General features: G+C 45.7%; 16 protein-coding genes. 10 read left to right on the top strand and 6 right to left on the bottom strand.

The genetic code is table 11. The annotated features are described in order from the left end of the window. Positions 1-60: 60 nt before the first annotated feature. A complete protein-coding gene (locus F967_RS13075; RefSeq protein WP_004762393.1) occupies positions 61-288 on the bottom strand; it encodes an accessory factor UbiK family protein in 228 nt (75 codons plus the stop codon). 275 nt (positions 289-563) lie between these two features. Here F967_RS13075 and glnK point away from each other — a divergent pair, with 275 nt between their 5' ends. From glnK to F967_RS13045, 6 genes are all read left to right on the top strand, one after another. Continuing rightward, a complete protein-coding gene (gene glnK, locus F967_RS13070) occupies positions 564-902 on the top strand; it encodes a P-II family nitrogen regulator (protein ID WP_000780326.1) in 339 nt (112 codons plus the stop codon). A 67-nt stretch (positions 903-969) separates the two neighbouring features. Beyond that, positions 970-2382, top strand: coding sequence for an ammonium transporter (locus F967_RS13065; protein ID WP_004800372.1), 1413 nt, complete (start codon positions 970-972; stop codon positions 2380-2382). 172 nt (positions 2383-2554) lie between these two features. Then, positions 2555-3019, top strand: coding sequence for a transcriptional regulator NrdR (gene nrdR / locus F967_RS13060; RefSeq protein ID WP_004674250.1), 465 nt, complete (start codon positions 2555-2557; stop codon positions 3017-3019). Positions 3020-3031: 12 nt separating this feature from the next. Continuing rightward, complete coding sequence (ribD, locus tag F967_RS13055; RefSeq protein ID WP_004674252.1) at positions 3032-4117, top strand: bifunctional diaminohydroxyphosphoribosylaminopyrimidine deaminase/5-amino-6-(5-phosphoribosylamino)uracil reductase RibD; 1086 nt, start codon at positions 3032-3034, stop codon at positions 4115-4117. Then, on the top strand, positions 4114-5406 hold the full coding sequence (locus tag F967_RS13050; RefSeq protein ID WP_004800370.1) for a DNA adenine methylase: 1293 nt from the start codon (positions 4114-4116) through the stop codon (positions 5404-5406). Before ribD ends, F967_RS13050 begins: the two co-directional genes overlap by 4 nt. Before the next feature lie 22 nt (positions 5407-5428). Next, on the top strand, positions 5429-6088 hold the full coding sequence (locus tag F967_RS13045; RefSeq protein ID WP_004674256.1) for a riboflavin synthase: 660 nt from the start codon (positions 5429-5431) through the stop codon (positions 6086-6088). A gap of 46 nt (positions 6089-6134) precedes the next feature. Here F967_RS13045 and F967_RS13040 read toward each other — a convergent pair whose 3' ends face one another. From F967_RS13040 to F967_RS13030, 3 genes are read right to left on the bottom strand one after another with little or no spacing between them, the layout of a single operon-like run. Beyond that, complete coding sequence (locus tag F967_RS13040) at positions 6135-6761, bottom strand: cell division protein BlhA (RefSeq protein ID WP_004800368.1); 627 nt, start codon at positions 6759-6761, stop codon at positions 6135-6137. 36 nt (positions 6762-6797) lie between these two features. Next, the gene (locus tag F967_RS13035; protein WP_004674261.1) at positions 6798-7205 is read right to left on the bottom strand and encodes a DNA polymerase III subunit chi; all 408 of its coding nucleotides are present in this window, start codon (positions 7203-7205) and stop codon (positions 6798-6800) included. A gap of 3 nt (positions 7206-7208) precedes the next feature. After that, the gene (locus F967_RS13030; RefSeq protein ID WP_004800366.1) at positions 7209-8657 is read right to left on the bottom strand and encodes a leucyl aminopeptidase; all 1449 of its coding nucleotides are present in this window, start codon (positions 8655-8657) and stop codon (positions 7209-7211) included. A 156-nt stretch (positions 8658-8813) separates the two neighbouring features. Here F967_RS13030 and lptF point away from each other — a divergent pair, with 156 nt between their 5' ends. From lptF to F967_RS13010, 4 genes are all read left to right on the top strand, one after another. Beyond that, on the top strand, positions 8814-9914 hold the full coding sequence (lptF, locus tag F967_RS13025; protein ID WP_004800364.1) for an LPS export ABC transporter permease LptF: 1101 nt from the start codon (positions 8814-8816) through the stop codon (positions 9912-9914). Continuing rightward, entirely contained in the window at positions 9914-10984 is a 1071-nt protein-coding gene (gene lptG / locus F967_RS13020) for an LPS export ABC transporter permease LptG (RefSeq protein WP_004800362.1), read from the top strand. The genes lptF and lptG overlap by 1 nt, the downstream gene beginning before the upstream one ends. A 120-nt stretch (positions 10985-11104) precedes the next feature. Beyond that, positions 11105-12649, top strand: coding sequence for a 2,3-bisphosphoglycerate-independent phosphoglycerate mutase (gene gpmI / locus F967_RS13015; protein WP_004800360.1), 1545 nt, complete (start codon positions 11105-11107; stop codon positions 12647-12649). A gap of 53 nt (positions 12650-12702) precedes the next feature. Continuing rightward, positions 12703-13881, top strand: coding sequence for a S41 family peptidase (locus tag F967_RS13010; RefSeq protein ID WP_004800358.1), 1179 nt, complete (start codon positions 12703-12705; stop codon positions 13879-13881). Positions 13882-13927: 46 nt separating this feature from the next. Here F967_RS13010 and F967_RS13005 read toward each other — a convergent pair whose 3' ends face one another. Then, on the bottom strand, positions 13928-15361 hold the full coding sequence (locus F967_RS13005; protein ID WP_004800356.1) for a sigma-54-dependent transcriptional regulator: 1434 nt from the start codon (positions 15359-15361) through the stop codon (positions 13928-13930). A 22-nt stretch (positions 15362-15383) separates the two neighbouring features. Then, a complete protein-coding gene (locus F967_RS13000; protein WP_004800354.1) occupies positions 15384-16949 on the bottom strand; it encodes a sensor histidine kinase in 1566 nt (521 codons plus the stop codon). Positions 16950-16963: the final 14 nt, after the last annotated feature.

Raw genomic sequence — 16963 nt, 5'->3', positions numbered from 1 at the left:
GTTCCATCATGGTGCTTTATTTTTAGTCATTGTTCAGTATTGGTTGCACTGAGTTGGTGCTTATTTTTTGTTCTGCACCATTTCTTCAAGTGTTTTCATTTGCTGTTGTAACTCTCTCAGGCGCTGGTTGGCCAAATTCAGTGCTGTTCGCTGACGATCCAGCTCCTGTTTTGAAACCAGGTCCAGTTTTTCGATGCTTTCATTCAGGAGGGCGCGTAAATTTTTTTCTAAATCTTTTTTCGGCTGGTCAACTTGCTGCAAAATGGCTTGTAAAAGTGTCTCAATCATAAAGTGCTCAATCGGTTATGGGTATTTGTTGCCCAGTGTATCACTGCTCACCGCATTCCCATAGCCTTGTGCATCATAGCTGGATGATTGACTGATAAATTTAGCTAAATAGTCGCAATTGAAACTTATTTTCGATTGGGTATCTACATCTTCAAGGCTAAATAGGTTATAAAGAAAGCTTGTGTCCAGTATTTAAAAACCCCCAACCTTTAAATATTGGCATGAAAATTGAATATAAAACCTTACTGGTGAAAATAAGCCGAAGGAAAACAAACATGAAGCTTGTAACTGCAATTGTAAAACCATTCAAATTGGATGACGTGCGTGAAGCACTTTCTGATATTGGTGTTCAAGGGATTACCGTAACTGAAGTCAAAGGTTTCGGGCGTCAAAAAGGTCACACAGAACTGTACCGTGGTGCAGAGTATGTGGTTGATTTCCTACCAAAAGTAAAGATTGAAATTGCGATTAGCGATGAAATGGTTGATGCGGTGATCGAATCAATTACCCGTGTCGCAAGCACAGGAAAAATCGGTGACGGAAAAATCTTTGTCACCAATCTAGAACAAGTCATCCGTATTCGTACTGGTGAAACAGGGCCAGATGCTGTCTAAATTGGCATAAAGTTTGCTGAGTTAGAAATAAGAGAAATAGCTCACAAAATAAGGTTGGGGGACACGAATGAAAAAAATGCTTATGGCGCTCAGTCTATCTGGCGCACTCTTAGGTGGTTCGGCTGTTGTTTGGGCAGAAGAAGCTGCTTCAACACCAGCAACAGAACAAACTGTAGCAGTATCTGATACCGTCGCTGAAACAGTAACGACTGTTGTTGCTGAAACTACCGCTCCTGCAGAGGCTGCTCCAGCACCTGAAGAGACACCAACAGTGGATACAGGTGACACGGCTTGGATTCTGGTTTCAACAGCGTTGGTTCTGTTAATGACCATTCCAGGTCTGGCTTTGTTCTACGGTGGTATGGTACGTAAGAAAAACGTACTCAGTACCATGATGTTCAGCCTTTCTGCGGCAATTTTGGTCAGCTTGATTTGGGTGATTGCGGGTTACTCACTTGCGTTCTCTGGTACTGGCGCATACTTTGGCGACTTGTCGAAAGCCTTTCTGAATGGTGTTGCATTCGATGCCTTGAGTGGAACTATTCCTGAAAGCCTGTTTGTTATTTTCCAAATGACCTTTGCCATTATTACTGTTGCGATTATTAGCGGCTCAATTGCAGACCGTATGAAATATTCAGCATTCATGGCATTCATCGCAATCTGGGTCATCCTTGTCTACGCTCCAATTACTCACTGGGTTTGGGCTGCAGACGGCTGGTTATTCAAAGCAGGTGCTTTAGACTTTGCTGGTGGTACTGTTGTACATATCAACGCGGGTGTTGCTGGTCTAGTTGCTGCATACATGTTAGGTAAACGTACAGGTCTTGGTCGTGAATCTATGGCGCCACATAACCTTACTTTAACTGTAATTGGCGCGAGCTTGATTTGGGTAGGTTGGTTCGGTTTCAATGGTGGTAGCGCATTAGGTGCGGGTGCTCGTGCAAGTATGGCAATCTTGGTAACTCAAGTTGCTGCTGCCGCTGCTGCATTCTCTTGGTTACTTGTAGAACGTCTAATCCGTGGTAAAGCTTCTGTTCTTGGTGGTGCATCAGGTGCGGTTGCTGGTTTGGTTGTGATTACACCTGCTGCTGGTTTCGTCGGTGTCGGTGGTGCATTGATCATGGGTCTGATCGGTGGCGTAGTATGTTTCTGGGGTATTACTGCACTGAAACGCTTACTTAAAGCTGATGATGCTTTGGATGCATTCGGTTTACACGCTGTTGGTGGTATCGTGGGTGCAGTACTTACAGGTATCTTCTACAGTGACGAAATCATTAAAGCTGCTGGTGTTGTACTTGCTCCGACATTCGCTGGCCAACTTTGGGTTCAAATTGAAGGTGTATTAGCAACAATCGTATATAGTGGTGTTGTGACTTTCATTATCCTTAAAGTGATTGATCTGGTGATTGGTATCCGTGTCAGCGCTGATGACGAACGTATGGGTCTTGACCTTAGCCAACATGGCGAACGTATCGAATAATTGATCTTTCGAATATCGATAAAAAAACAGCCCATCAGGGCTGTTTTTTTTATGTCTTTGCCCTTGAACTTCCCTTTATGCAGTGATTAAAACCTTGCTCTGCTTTTGCCCAGGTTCAGCAATTGCCGAAACTTTGCTACACTTAAGCAAAGTGATAAATAACTGCGCCACTATGCATTGTCCATTTTGTAACGCTGCTGATAGTAAAGTGATTGACTCTCGTCTGGCCGCTGAAGGCTGCCAGATTCGCCGTCGCCGTGAGTGTGTTGTTTGCGGTGAGCGTTTTACCACCTTTGAGAGTTATGAAGTGGTGATGCCGCGTGTGATTAAATCAGATGGAAAAAGTGAACCCTTTGATGAGGAAAAACTCCGCCGCTCATTGATGCATGCGCTGCAAAAGCGTCCTGTGACCCAGGAACAAATTGAAACGGTGCTCAGTGATATTCAGTCGCAGATTCGTCGTCTCGGTGAACGTGATGTCAAATCTAGAACCATTGGCGAAATTGTCATGCAGGCTTTGTTTGCATTGGATCATGTGGCGTATGTTCGTTTCGCTTCTGTATATCAGGATTTCCAAGATGTAGAAGCATTTCGTCGTCAAATCGAGCAAATGCAACAACGTGAAAACGAAGCTTAAGTTAGGGAAATCATGTCGGAATTAAAGTCAGATCAATATTGGATGCAACGTGCCATTGAGTTGGCTCGGCTTGGACAATATTCAACAAAACCAAATCCGAATGTGGGCTGTGTCCTTGTCAAGAACGATCAACTGATTGGAGAGGGTTTCCATCCTAAGGCGGGGCAGCCGCATGCGGAAGTTTTTGCATTGCGTCAGGCAGGTGGCAATGCCAAAGACGCAACCGCTTATGTGACCCTGGAACCTTGTGCGCATTACGGCAGAACACCTCCCTGTGCCGAAACCTTGGTGAAAGCACAGGTCAGGAAAGTGGTGGTTGCCTGTTCAGACCCAAATCCACTGGTGGCAGGGAAAGGTGTGCAAATCCTGCGTGATGCGGGGATTGAGGTTGCAATAGGTGTTTGTGAAGCGCTTGCAAAAACACTCAACTCTGGTTTTTTAAAGGCTATGTCCACAGGCCTGCCTTATGTACGTTTAAAAATTGCATCCAGTCTGGATGGACGTACCGCGATGGCGTCGGGTGAATCGAAATGGATTACAGGCCCGGCCGCGCGGCAGGATGTACAGCATTGGCGTGCAGTTTCTGGTGCAGTGATTACGGGCATTCAAACAGTACTGGCAGATGACTGCGAACTTAATGTGCGTTCCTTGGACAATATTGATATTGAGACCGTGGTACAACCCAAACGTATCGTGTTAGACCGTCAGGGACAGTTGCCACTTGTTGCCAAGATATTACAAAATCCTGAAACAGTGATGGTGATGACTCCATTTCGTCAGGAACTTGCCGATTTAGGCGTGATACAATTGTCACCACAACCTTTAAATCAATTATTGCAGGCCTTGGCTCAACAATACCAAATTTATGATGTATTGGTTGAGGCTGGCGCAACGTTGTCCACCGCCTTTTTACAGCAGGGTTTGGTTGATGAAATGATCAGTTATGTTGCACCCACCTTACTTGGTCAATCTGCCCGTGCAATGTTCAATGCTGAATTTAGCCAGATGGCAGAGCAACTGCGGTTTGAGTTGGTCGATATCACCCAACTTGGGCAAGACATTCGCCTGAGATTGCTCCCTATCCAAGAGATGATATGAATCCAGAACCATCGGTTTATCACAAACGTCGGCACGCGGCACGTACCACTGACGAATATCTTTTTCATCAGCTCGTTCCCTATCTCGGTAATAAGCGTCGTCTATTGCACCTTATTTTGGAGGCGCTTGAGATTACGGGAACACTGAATAGCAAGAAAAAGAACCCACCGATTTTTGCTGATTTCTTTGCGGGGAGTGGTGTGGTCTCGCGTTTGGCGCGCCAGAATGGCTATCGTGTGATCGCCAATGACTGGGAACCCTATAGCCATGCCTTGAACCATGCCATTTTGGCCTGTGTTGATGCGCCTGCTTTTAAGGAACTGGGTGGCTATCAAAAGGCCATTGATTATCTCAACCGCTTGCCCGAGGTTAAGGGCTGGGTCACGCACAACCTCTGTCCGCGCAATGATGATATCTATGATCCAGCACGTGACCGTTTGTTCTTTAAACGCCGTAATGGCATGCGGATTGATGCGATTCGTCAGCAAATCGCAACCTGGCAGGCACAGGGTGCAATCAATGATGTGGAAATGAGTGCATTACTAGCACCATTGCTGTATTCGGCAAGCTTTGTCAGCAATACCAGTGGCGTATTCAAAAGCTTCCATCAGGGCTGGGGGGGTAAGACGCAAACAGCACTGGAACGGATTGAATCCTTACTGTGGCTGACCCCAAGCCGTTTCTGTGAGATTGGCGATACGAAGCGTCCTGCGGCTGAAATGTGGTGTGTGGATGCCCAACATCTGGCCAATCAAATGAGTGGCTTTGAAGTGGATGTAGCGTATCTCGACCCACCCTATAATCAGCACGCCTATAGCAGTAATTACCATGTGCTCAATGCACTGACTTTATGGGATCAGGTTGATCTGCCACCACCTGATACCAAAGGCTTTAAGAGTGGAATTGACCGTGCCTGGCGTAAACAGCGTCCGAGTCAATATAACTCATCCAAATATGCCAGAGAGGCGTATGAGAAGTTATTGGAAACCATTAATGCCCGCTATATTTTGACCAGTTATTCGACTGATGGAAATATTGAACCGAAAGACCTGCTGACCGCCAATTTAAAACGCGGCAAGGTCACATTGCTGACTCAGGATGTTCCTCGCTATCGGGTCAGTAAACAACGTCAGTCTGAACGGGCACGGGTACTTGAATTTATCGTGATTACCGATACCCATGCCAAGTCTGGTCCACCATTGCGACAGCTTTTAGGACAGTTGTATCACTTTGCTGAATTGGGTGGGGTGGATACTACAGGCAATAGTACCCAATTGGCCTTGTGGTAAAAGAGGCGTTAGGAGAGATTTTATGTTTACAGGCATTATTGAAAGTTTAGGTAAGGTTGAGAGCCTGCAAAGTGTAGGCGGTGATGTTCGTCTACGTATTCAAACTGATTTGGATATGTCTGATGTACATTTGGGGGACTCAATTGCCACCAATGGAATTTGCCTGACGGTCATTGATTGGGGCGAAAACTGGTATGCGGCGGATGTTTCGCGTGAGAGTTTAAACCGTACCACACTAGGCCAATGGAAAGTTGGCCAGGCGGTGAATGTTGAAAAGGCGATGCTGCCGACCACACGTTTTGGGGGGCATATTGTCAGTGGGCATGTCGATGGTTTGGGTGAAATTACTCTGGTACGTCAGGATGCACGTTCTTTGTATTTTGAGGTCACCGCGCCTACTGAGTTGGCAAAATACCTGGCAGAAAAAGGTTCTGTGACGGTAGATGGCATTAGCCTGACCATTAACCATTTACGTGGCAATATTCTGAGTTTGAATCTCATCCCTCATACTGCTGAGCGTACCAATATTGGCACATGGCAAGTTGGTACAAAAGTTAATTTAGAGGTTGATGTGCTGGCACGCTATATCGAGCGCTTATTGTTGGGTGATAAGGCCGCAGAGCAAAAAACCGAATCGAATATCAGTATGGCGTTTTTAGCGGAAAATGGTTTTCTAAAATAGAATGGCAAACATAAAAAAGCCTAGTTTGATGAACTGGGCTTTTTTATCATTTCTCGTCTGAGAACTGACTGTTTTTCAATATGTAGTCAATTTCGTCCTGAGCCAGTGCATGAAGCTTGGCACGGAATACAGTTACTGCCTGTTCAATCAAACTTTCCGCTTCCAGTTCCAGTCGAACACGGACACTTTCCAGCTCAGACAGAATTTGCTGATCTTCAATCACAACGCGCTGACCTTGGGCGTAATCAACGCTTGGCTGTTCAGGATTGACCTGATAACGTTCAGTGTGTTGTGCAATTTCCTGATTGATATGGCGACGCAACACAATCAGGCTTTCAGTTTGCTGTTCAAACTGCTGTTCTTCATCTGCCTGTAGCTGTGCTGCATAAGCCGCCTCGGCAGCACGTTTTTCCGCCAAAGCCTTTTCCAAAGCCTGCTGTTTGCGGATACGTGCCTGTTCGATCAATTCTGCCTTTAAGTCGGCATAGGCCTGATCGATGCGTTGTTGGGAACGCTGCTGCGCTTTCTCTTCGTGTTGCTTCCATGTTTGAATCAGGGTTTGCGGTAGCAATAGATCACAGATACGTGCCAAATCTTCCTGATAAGTCTGGCGGACTGTTTCAGGTGCATTTAACCAGCGTTTTTTAAAATCCTGACCTACATTTAATGCCACGCGACACTCCTCAAAATGATGCTTTTTGTTGCAGACTTATAATTTAAATGTTCGAGGTTCGATACCCAAACGACGATACATTTTAAACTTTTCCCGACCAGCCTGTTTCGCGGTTTCATTATTTTCAATAATTTCGATAATGTGGCGAAAATCCTGAGTTTGTTCAAGTGCATGATTGTTAAAATTAAACACGATCCAATCATTGGATGGTGGCAATTGTTCTGAAATGCAGACGGAACTATGCGGTTGATGAATACCATGCGGTATAAAACTCTGGGGATCAAAAGTCCAAAGCTGTTCATCTAGTTCGGTTTGTAATTCTGGATCAGCACAATACCACCAGATATGGGGATGCTGATTCAGGATTTTTCGACATAAACGGCAAGCACTTTCGACTTGCCGTTCGGTACTATTTTCAAACAGATAAAAACTGATTTGTGCCATGTGTTAGTTGTTCGTTGCAATACGATTGGCTAAAAATTGCATCAGTAGGGGGACTGGTCGGCCTGTTGCACCTTTGGCGGCACCTGACAACCATGCTGTACCCGCCACATCCAGATGTGCCCAGCGATAGTCACGGGTAAAACGTTCAAGGAAACAAGCCGCCGTAATGGCACCGCCATGAGGGCCACCAATATTGGCGATATCGGCAAAAGGAGAGTCCAGCAACTCCTGATATTCTTCCATCACTGGCATACGCCATACACGATCCAGTGACTGCTCGCCTGCCTGTTGTAAATCCTGGGCAAGTTCATCATCTGGTGTGAATAAACCACTGACCACTTTACCCAGCGCCACCACACATGCACCTGTCAGCGTCGCAATGTCAATCACAAGGGCAGGGTTGAAACGTTTGATATAGGTCAGTGTGTCACAAAGTACAAGGCGGCCTTCGGCATCAGTATTCAGAATTTCAACGGTTTGACCGCTCATGGTGGTCACGATGTCACCTGGACGGGTGGCATGCCCTGATGGCATGTTTTCAGCCGCAGCAACCGCACCGACCACATGAATTGGGAGTCGGGCTTCGCATAATGCGCGGATTGTACCCAGTACCGAGGCCGCACCACACATATCAAACTTCATTTCATCCATACCCAAGCCTGGTTTGAGTGAAATGCCGCCTGTATCAAAAGTCACGCCCTTACCGACCAGTACCACAGGTGCCTGATCTACCTGGGTATTGTATTCCAACGTGATCACGCGCCCTGGACGTTCTGAGCCTTTGCTGACGGCAAGGAAAGCATACATGCCCAGGTCAGCCATTTGCTGCTCATCCAGTACCGTGACTTTGAGTAGGTCTGGATATTGTGCGGCAAGGGCAAGGGCCTGATCAGCAAGATATTCTGGGAAGCAAAGATTCGGCGGGCAGTTGCCTAAATCACGCGCATAGTTTTGACCTGACTGAACTGCATGAATCAGGTTGAGTTGGGCATCATTCAGTGGGCTTTCGCTTGCAACCAGATCAATGCTTTCCAACACAAATTCATTCTTCTTGGATTTAAATGCATCATAGCCATAAGCTGCCTGTGTCAGGTTCAAGGCAAACAATCCATGTAAATCAGTTGGTAACGCCGAAATGTCTAGCGTGATGTGCTTAAATTTATTTTGTGATGATTTGATAATGGATTGTGCGAGTTTTGCTAATTTAATGGCTTTTAATTCTGCACTTTTCCCAAGACCCAGTAGCTGGGCGTTTGGCTGTACCGCGATATTGGCAATTAACGGCAGGCTTTCATTAAAACCCGCCTTAAACTGAGTGGCATTGAGAATGTCATCTAGCTGGTTGATTTGATAAGCATTTAAATTCTGTTGTAATTGTTCTGAATCAACCAATATCCACAAAGATTCACTTGATGTTTGTGCTGGAAATGCTGTTTGCAGTGTAAATTTCATTGTCTGTTTCGAACCTAATGGACAAAAAAGAAAGATAAGTCCATTAAACACTTTCGGATATGAGGTTGCAATCGGCAACAAGCGATAGGTTTTATATTTTTAACATTCGGGTAAACTACAGTTTCCCCTCGACTGACTCTATCTGGAAGCATTACCTTGATTATTCGGCGTTACCTCGTCAAACAAGTGGTGTCCACCTCGCTGGTGGTGACTGCCTTGCTCACCTTAATCATTATGGGCGGTCAGTTGATCAAGATTTTTGGACGTGCTGCACAGGGTCGTCTGGACGGTGATGTTCTGCTGAGCATCATTGCCTATCGCTTGCCTGAGTTTTTAACGTTGATCCTGCCATTGGGCTTTTTTATTGGCCTGATGCTGGTGTTTGGTCGTCTGTATGTCGATCATGAAATGGCGGTGTTGAATGGCAGTGGCGTGAGCCGCAACCAGTTGGCAAGACTCTTATTGCCAATGACCCTGGTATTTTTGATTGTTCAGTCTATCTTGATGTTTTGGGGCGCATCTTCGGGAATACGCGCCTATGAAAGCCTGATGCAGACTCAGGCTGTGCGTGCGGGCTTTGATCTGGTTCGACCAAAGGAGTTTATCTCTTCTGGGCCGTATACCATTTATGCAGGTTCGCTTTCGGAAGACCGTAAGAATTTAAAGGATATTTTTTATTACCAAAAGTCGGATCGGGAAGATAAGCCTGATGTGATGATTCTGGCGAAAGAAGCCACCCGTGTGGAAATGGCCAATGATACCGCCAATGTGGTTGATCTGGTTCAGGGTCGCCGTTACGAAATCTATCCAAATCAGCCTCGATATACTCAAGCCGAGTTTCAGTCCTATCGTTTACGTCTGGAAAATGATAAGGATGTCAAATTTGAAAGTGATGATGTGGAAGCATTGCCGATGAGCAAGCTATGGCAAAAGCGCGATGATTCCGTGGTGCGGAGTGAGCTGGGCTGGCGGATTTTTGGTCCATTGGTCATGGTGATTGCCCTGATGCTGACCGTGGCCTTGTCTGAAGTCAGTCCACGGCAGGGACGTTATTACCGTCTGATTCCCGCCATTTTCATCTTTGCCAGCCTGATTGTGTTGATGATCGCGATTAAAACGCGGATTAGTAAGGAACAGCTAGATATCTGGGCCTATCCAGTGGTGTTGTTGGTATATGCAGGTGCTGCGGCAATTTTTGCCCGTAAACAGAAGCTGGCACCCAAAATCAAGAAAAGTATGCAGCGAGTGGGGTTGTGATGTTAGCACGTCGAATAGTCGCCAGACATGTCACCAAAACCACGGTTCTCGCCATGCTAGGAACCACACTGGTACTGTCTTTTCTACAGGTGTTGTTTACCTATCTGGGTGAGCTGGGTTCACTTAAGCCCGATTACAACGCATGGCAGGCGTTCCTGTTTGTGATGTGGGGTGCGCCGCGCTATCTCTATGAAATCCTGCCTGTTGCGGCATTGATTGGTTCGGTTTTAGGGCTGGGGGCATTGGCATCCAATAGTGAGCTGATTGTGATGCGTTCAGTGGGCATCAGCCTATGGCGCATTGTGGGTTGGGTAATGCGTTCAGCTTTATTGCTGATCATCCTGTCGTTTGCCTTGAGTGAATGGGTGATCCCATATACCAATGAAAAGGCGCAGAGCATTAAAAAACAGCGTAGTGTCGCATCCTTGGGTGAGGTAAAGGGCTATTGGTCACGTGAGGGGCAGCGCTTTATCTATATTGACTATGCCAATGCCCAGGGACAACTTCGTGATATTAATGTCATTGATTTTGATCAAAACTATCGTTTGCAGTCTTTTGTCAGTGCCGAACAAGGGCAGTTTGTCAAAGATGGGCAGTGGACTTTAAAAGAGTCGCATCAGGTCGATTTACTGGCTCAGGGTAATGCGATCAAGACTGATCATGAGCAACAGCCACTGGGACTGGCATTACAACCTAAATATGTACATATGGTTACGCTGGACCCAGAGGATTTATCGCCAAGCCAACTGATCAGTTTTATGCGCTACCTGAAAGAATATAGTCAGGTGCCAAAAACCTATGAATTGGCATTCTGGCAAAAAGTTGCTTCACCCTTTGCCCTGATTACGCTGGTATTGATCGCCTGTTCCTTTATTTTTGGTCCATTGCGTCAGCAATCGATGGGTTTCCGTCTCGTAATTGCATTATTTACAGGACTGGGCTTTTTCTATTTACAGGATTTTTTGGGCTATGCCAGTCTGGTGTATGCGCCTTCCCCAGCGTGGTTTGTCTTGCTGCCAATCCTGTTGATGTTTGTGGCAGGAAGTTATTTGCTCTATCGCGCACGCTAGAAGTCTGAATGGTTTGAATTGATAATCATTATTGATTAAAGCGTCTGCAAGATCATGGAGAAATTCATCAAATTTCGGTAAACTATGCCGATCAAATGATAGACAAACAGAGAGTCCATTATGACGGATGCAAATGCTGGCAAAATTCCTCACGTTCTGGTCATTATGGATGGCGTGGGACATCGTGAAGCGCTTGAGGACAACGCTTATCTGGCGGCAAAAACGCCAAACCTCAGCGCCATGAAAGCCAGGCATCCCAATAGTTTAATTTCTGGCTCTGGTGAGGATGTGGGCTTGCCTGATGGACAGATGGGCAACTCAGAAGTGGGGCATATGAATCTGGGTGCAGGTCGTGTGCTGTATCAGGATTTTACCCGTATTACCAAGGACATTCGTACTGGTGATTTCTTTGAGCATGAAGTGCTGGTGGATGCGGTGGAAAAAGCCAAGGCAGCCCATGGTGCGGTGCATGTGATGGGGTTGTTGTCAGAGGGTGGTGTACACTCGCATGAAGACCATATCGTTGCCATGTGTGAGCTTGCGCTAAAACGTGGTGCAACAGTATATCTACATGCATTCCTCGATGGTCGTGATACACCACCACGCAGTGCCAAGCCATCGCTGCAAAAACTGGATGCCATGTTTGCCCAATACCCAAATCAGGGGCGTATTGTCTCAATGATTGGCCGCTATTTTGCAATGGACCGTGACAATCGCTGGAACCGTGTTGAAGAAGCCTATCGCTTGATGACCGAGGGTGAGGCAATCCGTGTTGCCACTTCTGCGCTTGATGGCTTGGAACAGGCCTATGCGGCGAATGAGAACGATGAATTTGTTCGAGCAACCCGTATTGGTGAAACCGTCAAGGTACAGGATGGTGACAGCATTGTATTTATGAATTTCCGTGCTGACCGTGCCCGTGAAATCACCCGTGCCTTTGTTGAAAAGGATTTCGCAGGCTTTGAACGTAAAGTTGTTCCGCATTTGTCAAAGTTTGTGATGCTGACCCGTTATCAGGCCAGCATTGATGCGCCTGTTGCCTATATGCCTGAAGAACTTAAAAATTCCATTGGTGAATACCTGTCTGGTTTAGGCAAAACCCAGTTGCGTATTGCTGAAACTGAAAAATATGCCCACGTCACGTTCTTCTTTAGTGGTGGTCGTGAAGATGAATATACAGGTGAAAAGCGTATCCTGATTCCATCACCAAACGTGGCAACCTATGACCTGAAACCTGAAATGAGTGCCATAGAAGTCACTGATGAACTGGTGAATGCCATTAATTCAGGTGAGTTTGACCTGTTGGTGGTGAACTATGCCAACGGTGACATGGTCGGGCATACGGGTGTGTTTGACGCTGCGGTAAAAGCGGTTGAGACAGTGGACACTTGTTTGGGACGTGTCTATGAGGCTGTCATGGCAAACAAAGGGCATATGTTAATTACCGCCGATCATGGTAATGTAGAGCAAATGCAGGACTACGACAGTGGACAGGTTCATACCCAGCACACTACTGAACTGGTTCCATTTATCTATGTTGGGCCAACGCAGGCAACCATTGCTGAGGGTGGGGTTTTGGCAGATGTCGCGCCAACACTGCTTCATTTGATGCAGATTCCTGTACCGCCAGAAATGCAGGGTAAAAATTTAATTACTTTAGAATAAATTTCCCTTAGCTCCTCTTTTTAAAAGAAGAGCTTGTTTAGAAAGGTGAACAAATGACCCAGCACAACAACATTTACAGGGCTTTATATGCAGGGTTGTTGATGTGTTGGGGGCATATCCTATATGCAGCACCAAGCCCACATCCATCGGGCTGGGTGGATGAGACTGCATCGCATAGCACCGCCGAAGTGCCAATTGAGTCAATTCAACAGTTTGTACAAATCTATGGCATTGTACGGGACAACTATGTTGACAAGAAATCTGATGATGCCCTGTTCCAGCAGGCCATTAAGGGATTGGTCAGTGGTCTGGATCGCTATTCCCGTTATCTGTCTGCTGAGGAATATCGCCAGCTGATTCAATATACCGAGGGTGATTTAGCTTCTGTTGATTTTAATTTAAATTATGACAGCTTTACCCGCTTATGGCAGATTCATGACCTAAAAACAGGGTCGGATTCCAATAAGCTGGGATTGCGTAATGGGCAAACCATCCTGAAAATTGACAATCAGGAATTAAAGAGCCTGAATCAAGATCAAGTGCAGGGTTTACTTTATGGATCGATTGGCAGCACCCTGCAAATACAACCTGAAAACAGCAATAGCACGATAATTCTGGTTCGGAATAAAAAAGTTGAAACCGATATTGAACCTGTTTTATTACATAATCAGGTACTGGTACTCAAAATTCGGGTATTCCAGCAAGATACGGCCAATGAAATCAAACGACTGATTGAGGAATACAGTTCAACCAAGTTAAAGGCGGTTGTGCTAGATTTACGCAATAATCCAGGTGGACTGCTTTCCGCTGCGGTTGAATCCGCAGACTTATTTTTGAATCAGGGACTCATTGTCACCACAAAAAGCCGTTCTGAGGGCGATCAGCAGTTTCAGGCATTGCCCTCCAATGAGTTTCAGAATATTAAACTGGGGATTTTGATCAACCGCCGTTCCGCATCGGCGGCTGAAGTGTTTACCGCAGCCCTGAAAGAACATAAACGGGCATGGGTGATTGGGGAGAACAGTTATGGTAAAGGTGTGGTACAAAAACTGTTTCCACTTCCAAGTGGCGCAGCCCTGCAAATGACGGTATCGCATTATTACACCCCAAATGGCCACATGATTGAGGGACAAGGGATTCAGCCAAACCAGACCTATCCCTTGCTGCCAGAAATGAAAGAGGACAGTTATTTAGACCATGTCACTGAACTGGTGCTGAAAAGTAAGCTTTAACATAATAAAGCCCCTTTTAAAGGGGCTTTATTTTTAGATTAGCGTATTACTCATCATCTTCAGTATCGAGTCCAAATTTTTTCAAACGATAGCGTAAAGAGCGGAACGTCATGCCCAGTTTCTTGGCCGCCAGAGTACGGTTCCAGTGCGTGAGATTGAGAGCATTGAGCAGGATTTCTTTCTCAATATTTTCTAGATAACGTTCCAGTCCTTCAGGCGGAAGTTTTTTAGAACTCATTGCAGGGCTAGCGCTTGGATGAGCCTGCTCATGCTCTTCCTGCGTTGCAAAGGGCATGGTGACAGGAGTCGCAATTGAGCCGCGTAATGGGGCTGTTTGCAAGTGTGCAAGATCGATATTTTCGTCATCACTGAGGGTGATGGCGCGTTCAATGATATTGCGTAACTCACGCACATTGCCTGGGAAATATTGTTGTAACAGGAATTGTTCTGCACGAGAGGACAGGGTTTTTGCAGGGAGTTCCCATTCCTGGCTAATTTTCTGGATAAAGTGATTCGCCAGCAGGAGAATGTCCTGGCCACGCTCACGCAAAGGTGGCAGCACGATATCCATGACGTGAATACGGAAAAATAAGTCCTGACGGAAGCGACCCTGTTGAACCAGAAGTTCAAGATCCTGATGGCTGGCACTGATCACACGGAAATCAACATCAATTTCCTGGTCTGAGCCGACAGGGCGGATCTTCTTCTCCTGCACGGCACGTAATAATTTGACCTGCATATTGAGTGGTAGCTCTGCGATCTCATCCAGAAACAGGCTGCCACCGTGTGCTGACAAAATTAAGCCCTGTTTGTCCTGTGCTGCACCTGTAAAACTGCCTTTCTTATGTCCGAACAGTTCACTTTCCATTAATTCGGTTGGAATGGCACCACAGTTAATTGCAATAAAAGGCCCTTCACTACGGTTACTTAGACGATGAACCAGATTGGCAACGACTTCCTTACCTGTTCCAGACTCGCCCGTGATAAATACAGGTGCCTGAGAACGGGCAATTTTCTTGAGTGCGATACGTAATTGTTGAATTGGTGCCGATCGCCCAATCAGTAATTTATTTTCTAAAGCTGTTTCAGCCGCTTCCTGTTCAGGTTGCGGGCGATTTAACGCTTTTTGAATCAACTGGTCTAAATGTGTTTGATTGACAGGCTTACTGACAAAATCAAATGCACCCGCTTTCAATGCCGCAATGGCAATATCCATATTGCCATAGGCAGTTAGTACCGCAATCGGTGTATTGGGATAGTTCTGTGTTACGTGTTTGACTAAATCGAGACCATTACCATCTGGAAGGTTCAAGTCTGTTAAACAAGCATCATACTGAAATTCAGTAAAAAACTTTTTTGCTTGCTCTACACGATAGGCGAGATGGGTTTTAATCCCCATTCGTGCAAGCGTCATTTGCATGAGGAGACATAAGTCTTCTTCATCGTCTACCAGCAAGACGAGTGGTTGTTTAGCTGCCATTTCCCCGAAAACCTAATCTAAATCAATGGATTTTTGAGCATTCAATCCTGAAACATGCTCCTTGTTGTCGCTCAACATAGGTGAGCTTTGCATGATTTGCCTCACAAAAGCTATGAGATAGGTACAATCCTAAACCAGTTCCTTTAATTTCGGTACTAAAAAATGGCTTGAATAGCTGAGATATATCGCGTTTTGCCACCCCTGTACCAAAATCAATGACATCAATGCAGATTCGCCCCTCTTTTAAATGCACCTGCACCTCAATATGTTCCGCATCTGCGGCATTATGTCTCAATGCATTGCGAATCAGGTTGATCATGACCTGCCTTAACTGTTTTTCATCAAACAGGATACTGGCTCGTTCAGGAAGATTGAGCTGAATCTGTTGTTTTACATCAGCCAAATCTTCATTGAGTAGGCTACCAAAAAAATCAGTCAGGTGAATGACCTGCGCCTCTGTGGGCTTGTTGCGTGCCATTTCCAGCGTATCCTGAATGATGCTGTCAATCCGCTTGGCCTGTTTGCCAATCATGCGTGAAAGCATGTCCTGTTGATGGGCATCACTTTCCTTGAGCAGTTCATTGGCCTGTACAATTGCAGCCAGAGGGTTGCGAATTTCGTGAGCGATACTGGCGGAGAGCTGTCCTAAGGCCGCCAGTTTCAATTGCTGGACTTGCTGGTTAAGTTTCTGTGCATCTTTTAAAATCAATAAAATCAGGAATTGTTCAGGAACGACGAGGTGCTTAACCTTTATATTGACGGTATAAGGGCTTTGTTGGGATTCAAAACTAAACTCCTCACCATCTTTCAGGTCACTGAGCCTGATCAGTTCGAATAGGTCGGGCTGCCATTTGATCAGTGGAGTCTTTTCAGCGGAAACTGGAAAGTGAACACCCAGTAGGGTATTGGCGGCGGGATTGCTGAGTACAATATGGCTGCTTTCATCCAGCACCAGATAACCATCCTCGATCTGTTCAAGAATATAGCGGTTAATGTTCTGGAGTTGATGGATCTCGATAGATTGGTGGAAAGTTAAGGTTTCCAGAATTTTAAAGCGTTGCACTGCAATACGGCCAATCGCATGCACCACAAAAAATAGAAAGGCAAGGAGAGCGCTATTGCCGAGATGATTTAAATTATTGTAGTCAAAAAAGTTGCCAAGAAAACGCTGGTAAACCACCATAATTACCGCGAACAGCGTGACGATTAAGGATAACTGGGCATTAAGCAGAATGGCGGATGAAAAAATAATAATAACGTAGAGCAGGCTAAGCTGGAGGTTTGGCCCACCTGCTGAAAATGTAATTAGGCTCAGGCAAATCACGTCAACAATAAAGACAAAGATCAGTTGCTTGGTGATTTGCAGTGGAATCAGTTTCAGTAAAAAGAGCTGAAAAATATTGACGCAGGTATAACACAGCAGTGTATAAAAATAGAGAAAGGGGTATTGATAGTTGTTGCCCAGTTGTTCTGCGGTAAGCACATAAATCAGGATCAGGCTGACTGAAATAATCAGGCGATAACCACTATACCAAATCCCTAGTCGATAGATAGTCTGTGATACAGAGGAGGCAATTTGTCCCAACATAGGCGATGACTAAT

It is taken from the genome of Acinetobacter sp. CIP 102637 (assembly GCF_000368425.1).
Classification (GTDB): Bacteria; Pseudomonadota; Gammaproteobacteria; order Pseudomonadales; family Moraxellaceae; genus Acinetobacter; species Acinetobacter parvus.
Note: the sequence above shows the minus strand (reverse complement) of the source record. Positions and strands in the feature narration are given on the sequence as shown.

Excerpts from the sequence above, each read along its gene's own strand:
- F967_RS13045 (WP_004674256.1), top strand. The coding sequence starts at position 5,429 with ATGTTTACAGGCATTATTGAAAGTTTAGGTAAGGTTGAGAGCCTGCAA.
- glnK (WP_000780326.1), top strand. The coding sequence starts at position 564 with ATGAAGCTTGTAACTGCAATTGTAAAACCATTCAAATTGGATGACGTG.
- F967_RS13050 (WP_004800370.1), top strand. The coding sequence starts at position 4,114 with ATGAATCCAGAACCATCGGTTTATCACAAACGTCGGCACGCGGCACGT.
- F967_RS13030 (WP_004800366.1), bottom strand. The coding sequence starts at position 8,657 with ATGAAATTTACACTGCAAACAGCATTTCCAGCACAAACATCAAGTGAA.
- ribD (WP_004674252.1), top strand. The coding sequence starts at position 3,032 with ATGTCGGAATTAAAGTCAGATCAATATTGGATGCAACGTGCCATTGAG.
- F967_RS13065 (WP_004800372.1), top strand. The coding sequence starts at position 970 with ATGAAAAAAATGCTTATGGCGCTCAGTCTATCTGGCGCACTCTTAGGT.
- F967_RS13005 (WP_004800356.1), bottom strand. The coding sequence starts at position 15,361 with ATGGCAGCTAAACAACCACTCGTCTTGCTGGTAGACGATGAAGAAGAC.
- lptG (WP_004800362.1), top strand. The coding sequence starts at position 9,914 with ATGTTAGCACGTCGAATAGTCGCCAGACATGTCACCAAAACCACGGTT.
- F967_RS13000 (WP_004800354.1), bottom strand. The coding sequence starts at position 16,949 with ATGTTGGGACAAATTGCCTCCTCTGTATCACAGACTATCTATCGACTA.
- gpmI (WP_004800360.1), top strand. The coding sequence starts at position 11,105 with ATGACGGATGCAAATGCTGGCAAAATTCCTCACGTTCTGGTCATTATG.
- F967_RS13010 (WP_004800358.1), top strand. The coding sequence starts at position 12,703 with ATGACCCAGCACAACAACATTTACAGGGCTTTATATGCAGGGTTGTTG.
- nrdR (WP_004674250.1), top strand. The coding sequence starts at position 2,555 with ATGCATTGTCCATTTTGTAACGCTGCTGATAGTAAAGTGATTGACTCT.
- F967_RS13075 (WP_004762393.1), bottom strand. The coding sequence starts at position 288 with ATGATTGAGACACTTTTACAAGCCATTTTGCAGCAAGTTGACCAGCCG.
- F967_RS13035 (WP_004674261.1), bottom strand. The coding sequence starts at position 7,205 with ATGGCACAAATCAGTTTTTATCTGTTTGAAAATAGTACCGAACGGCAA.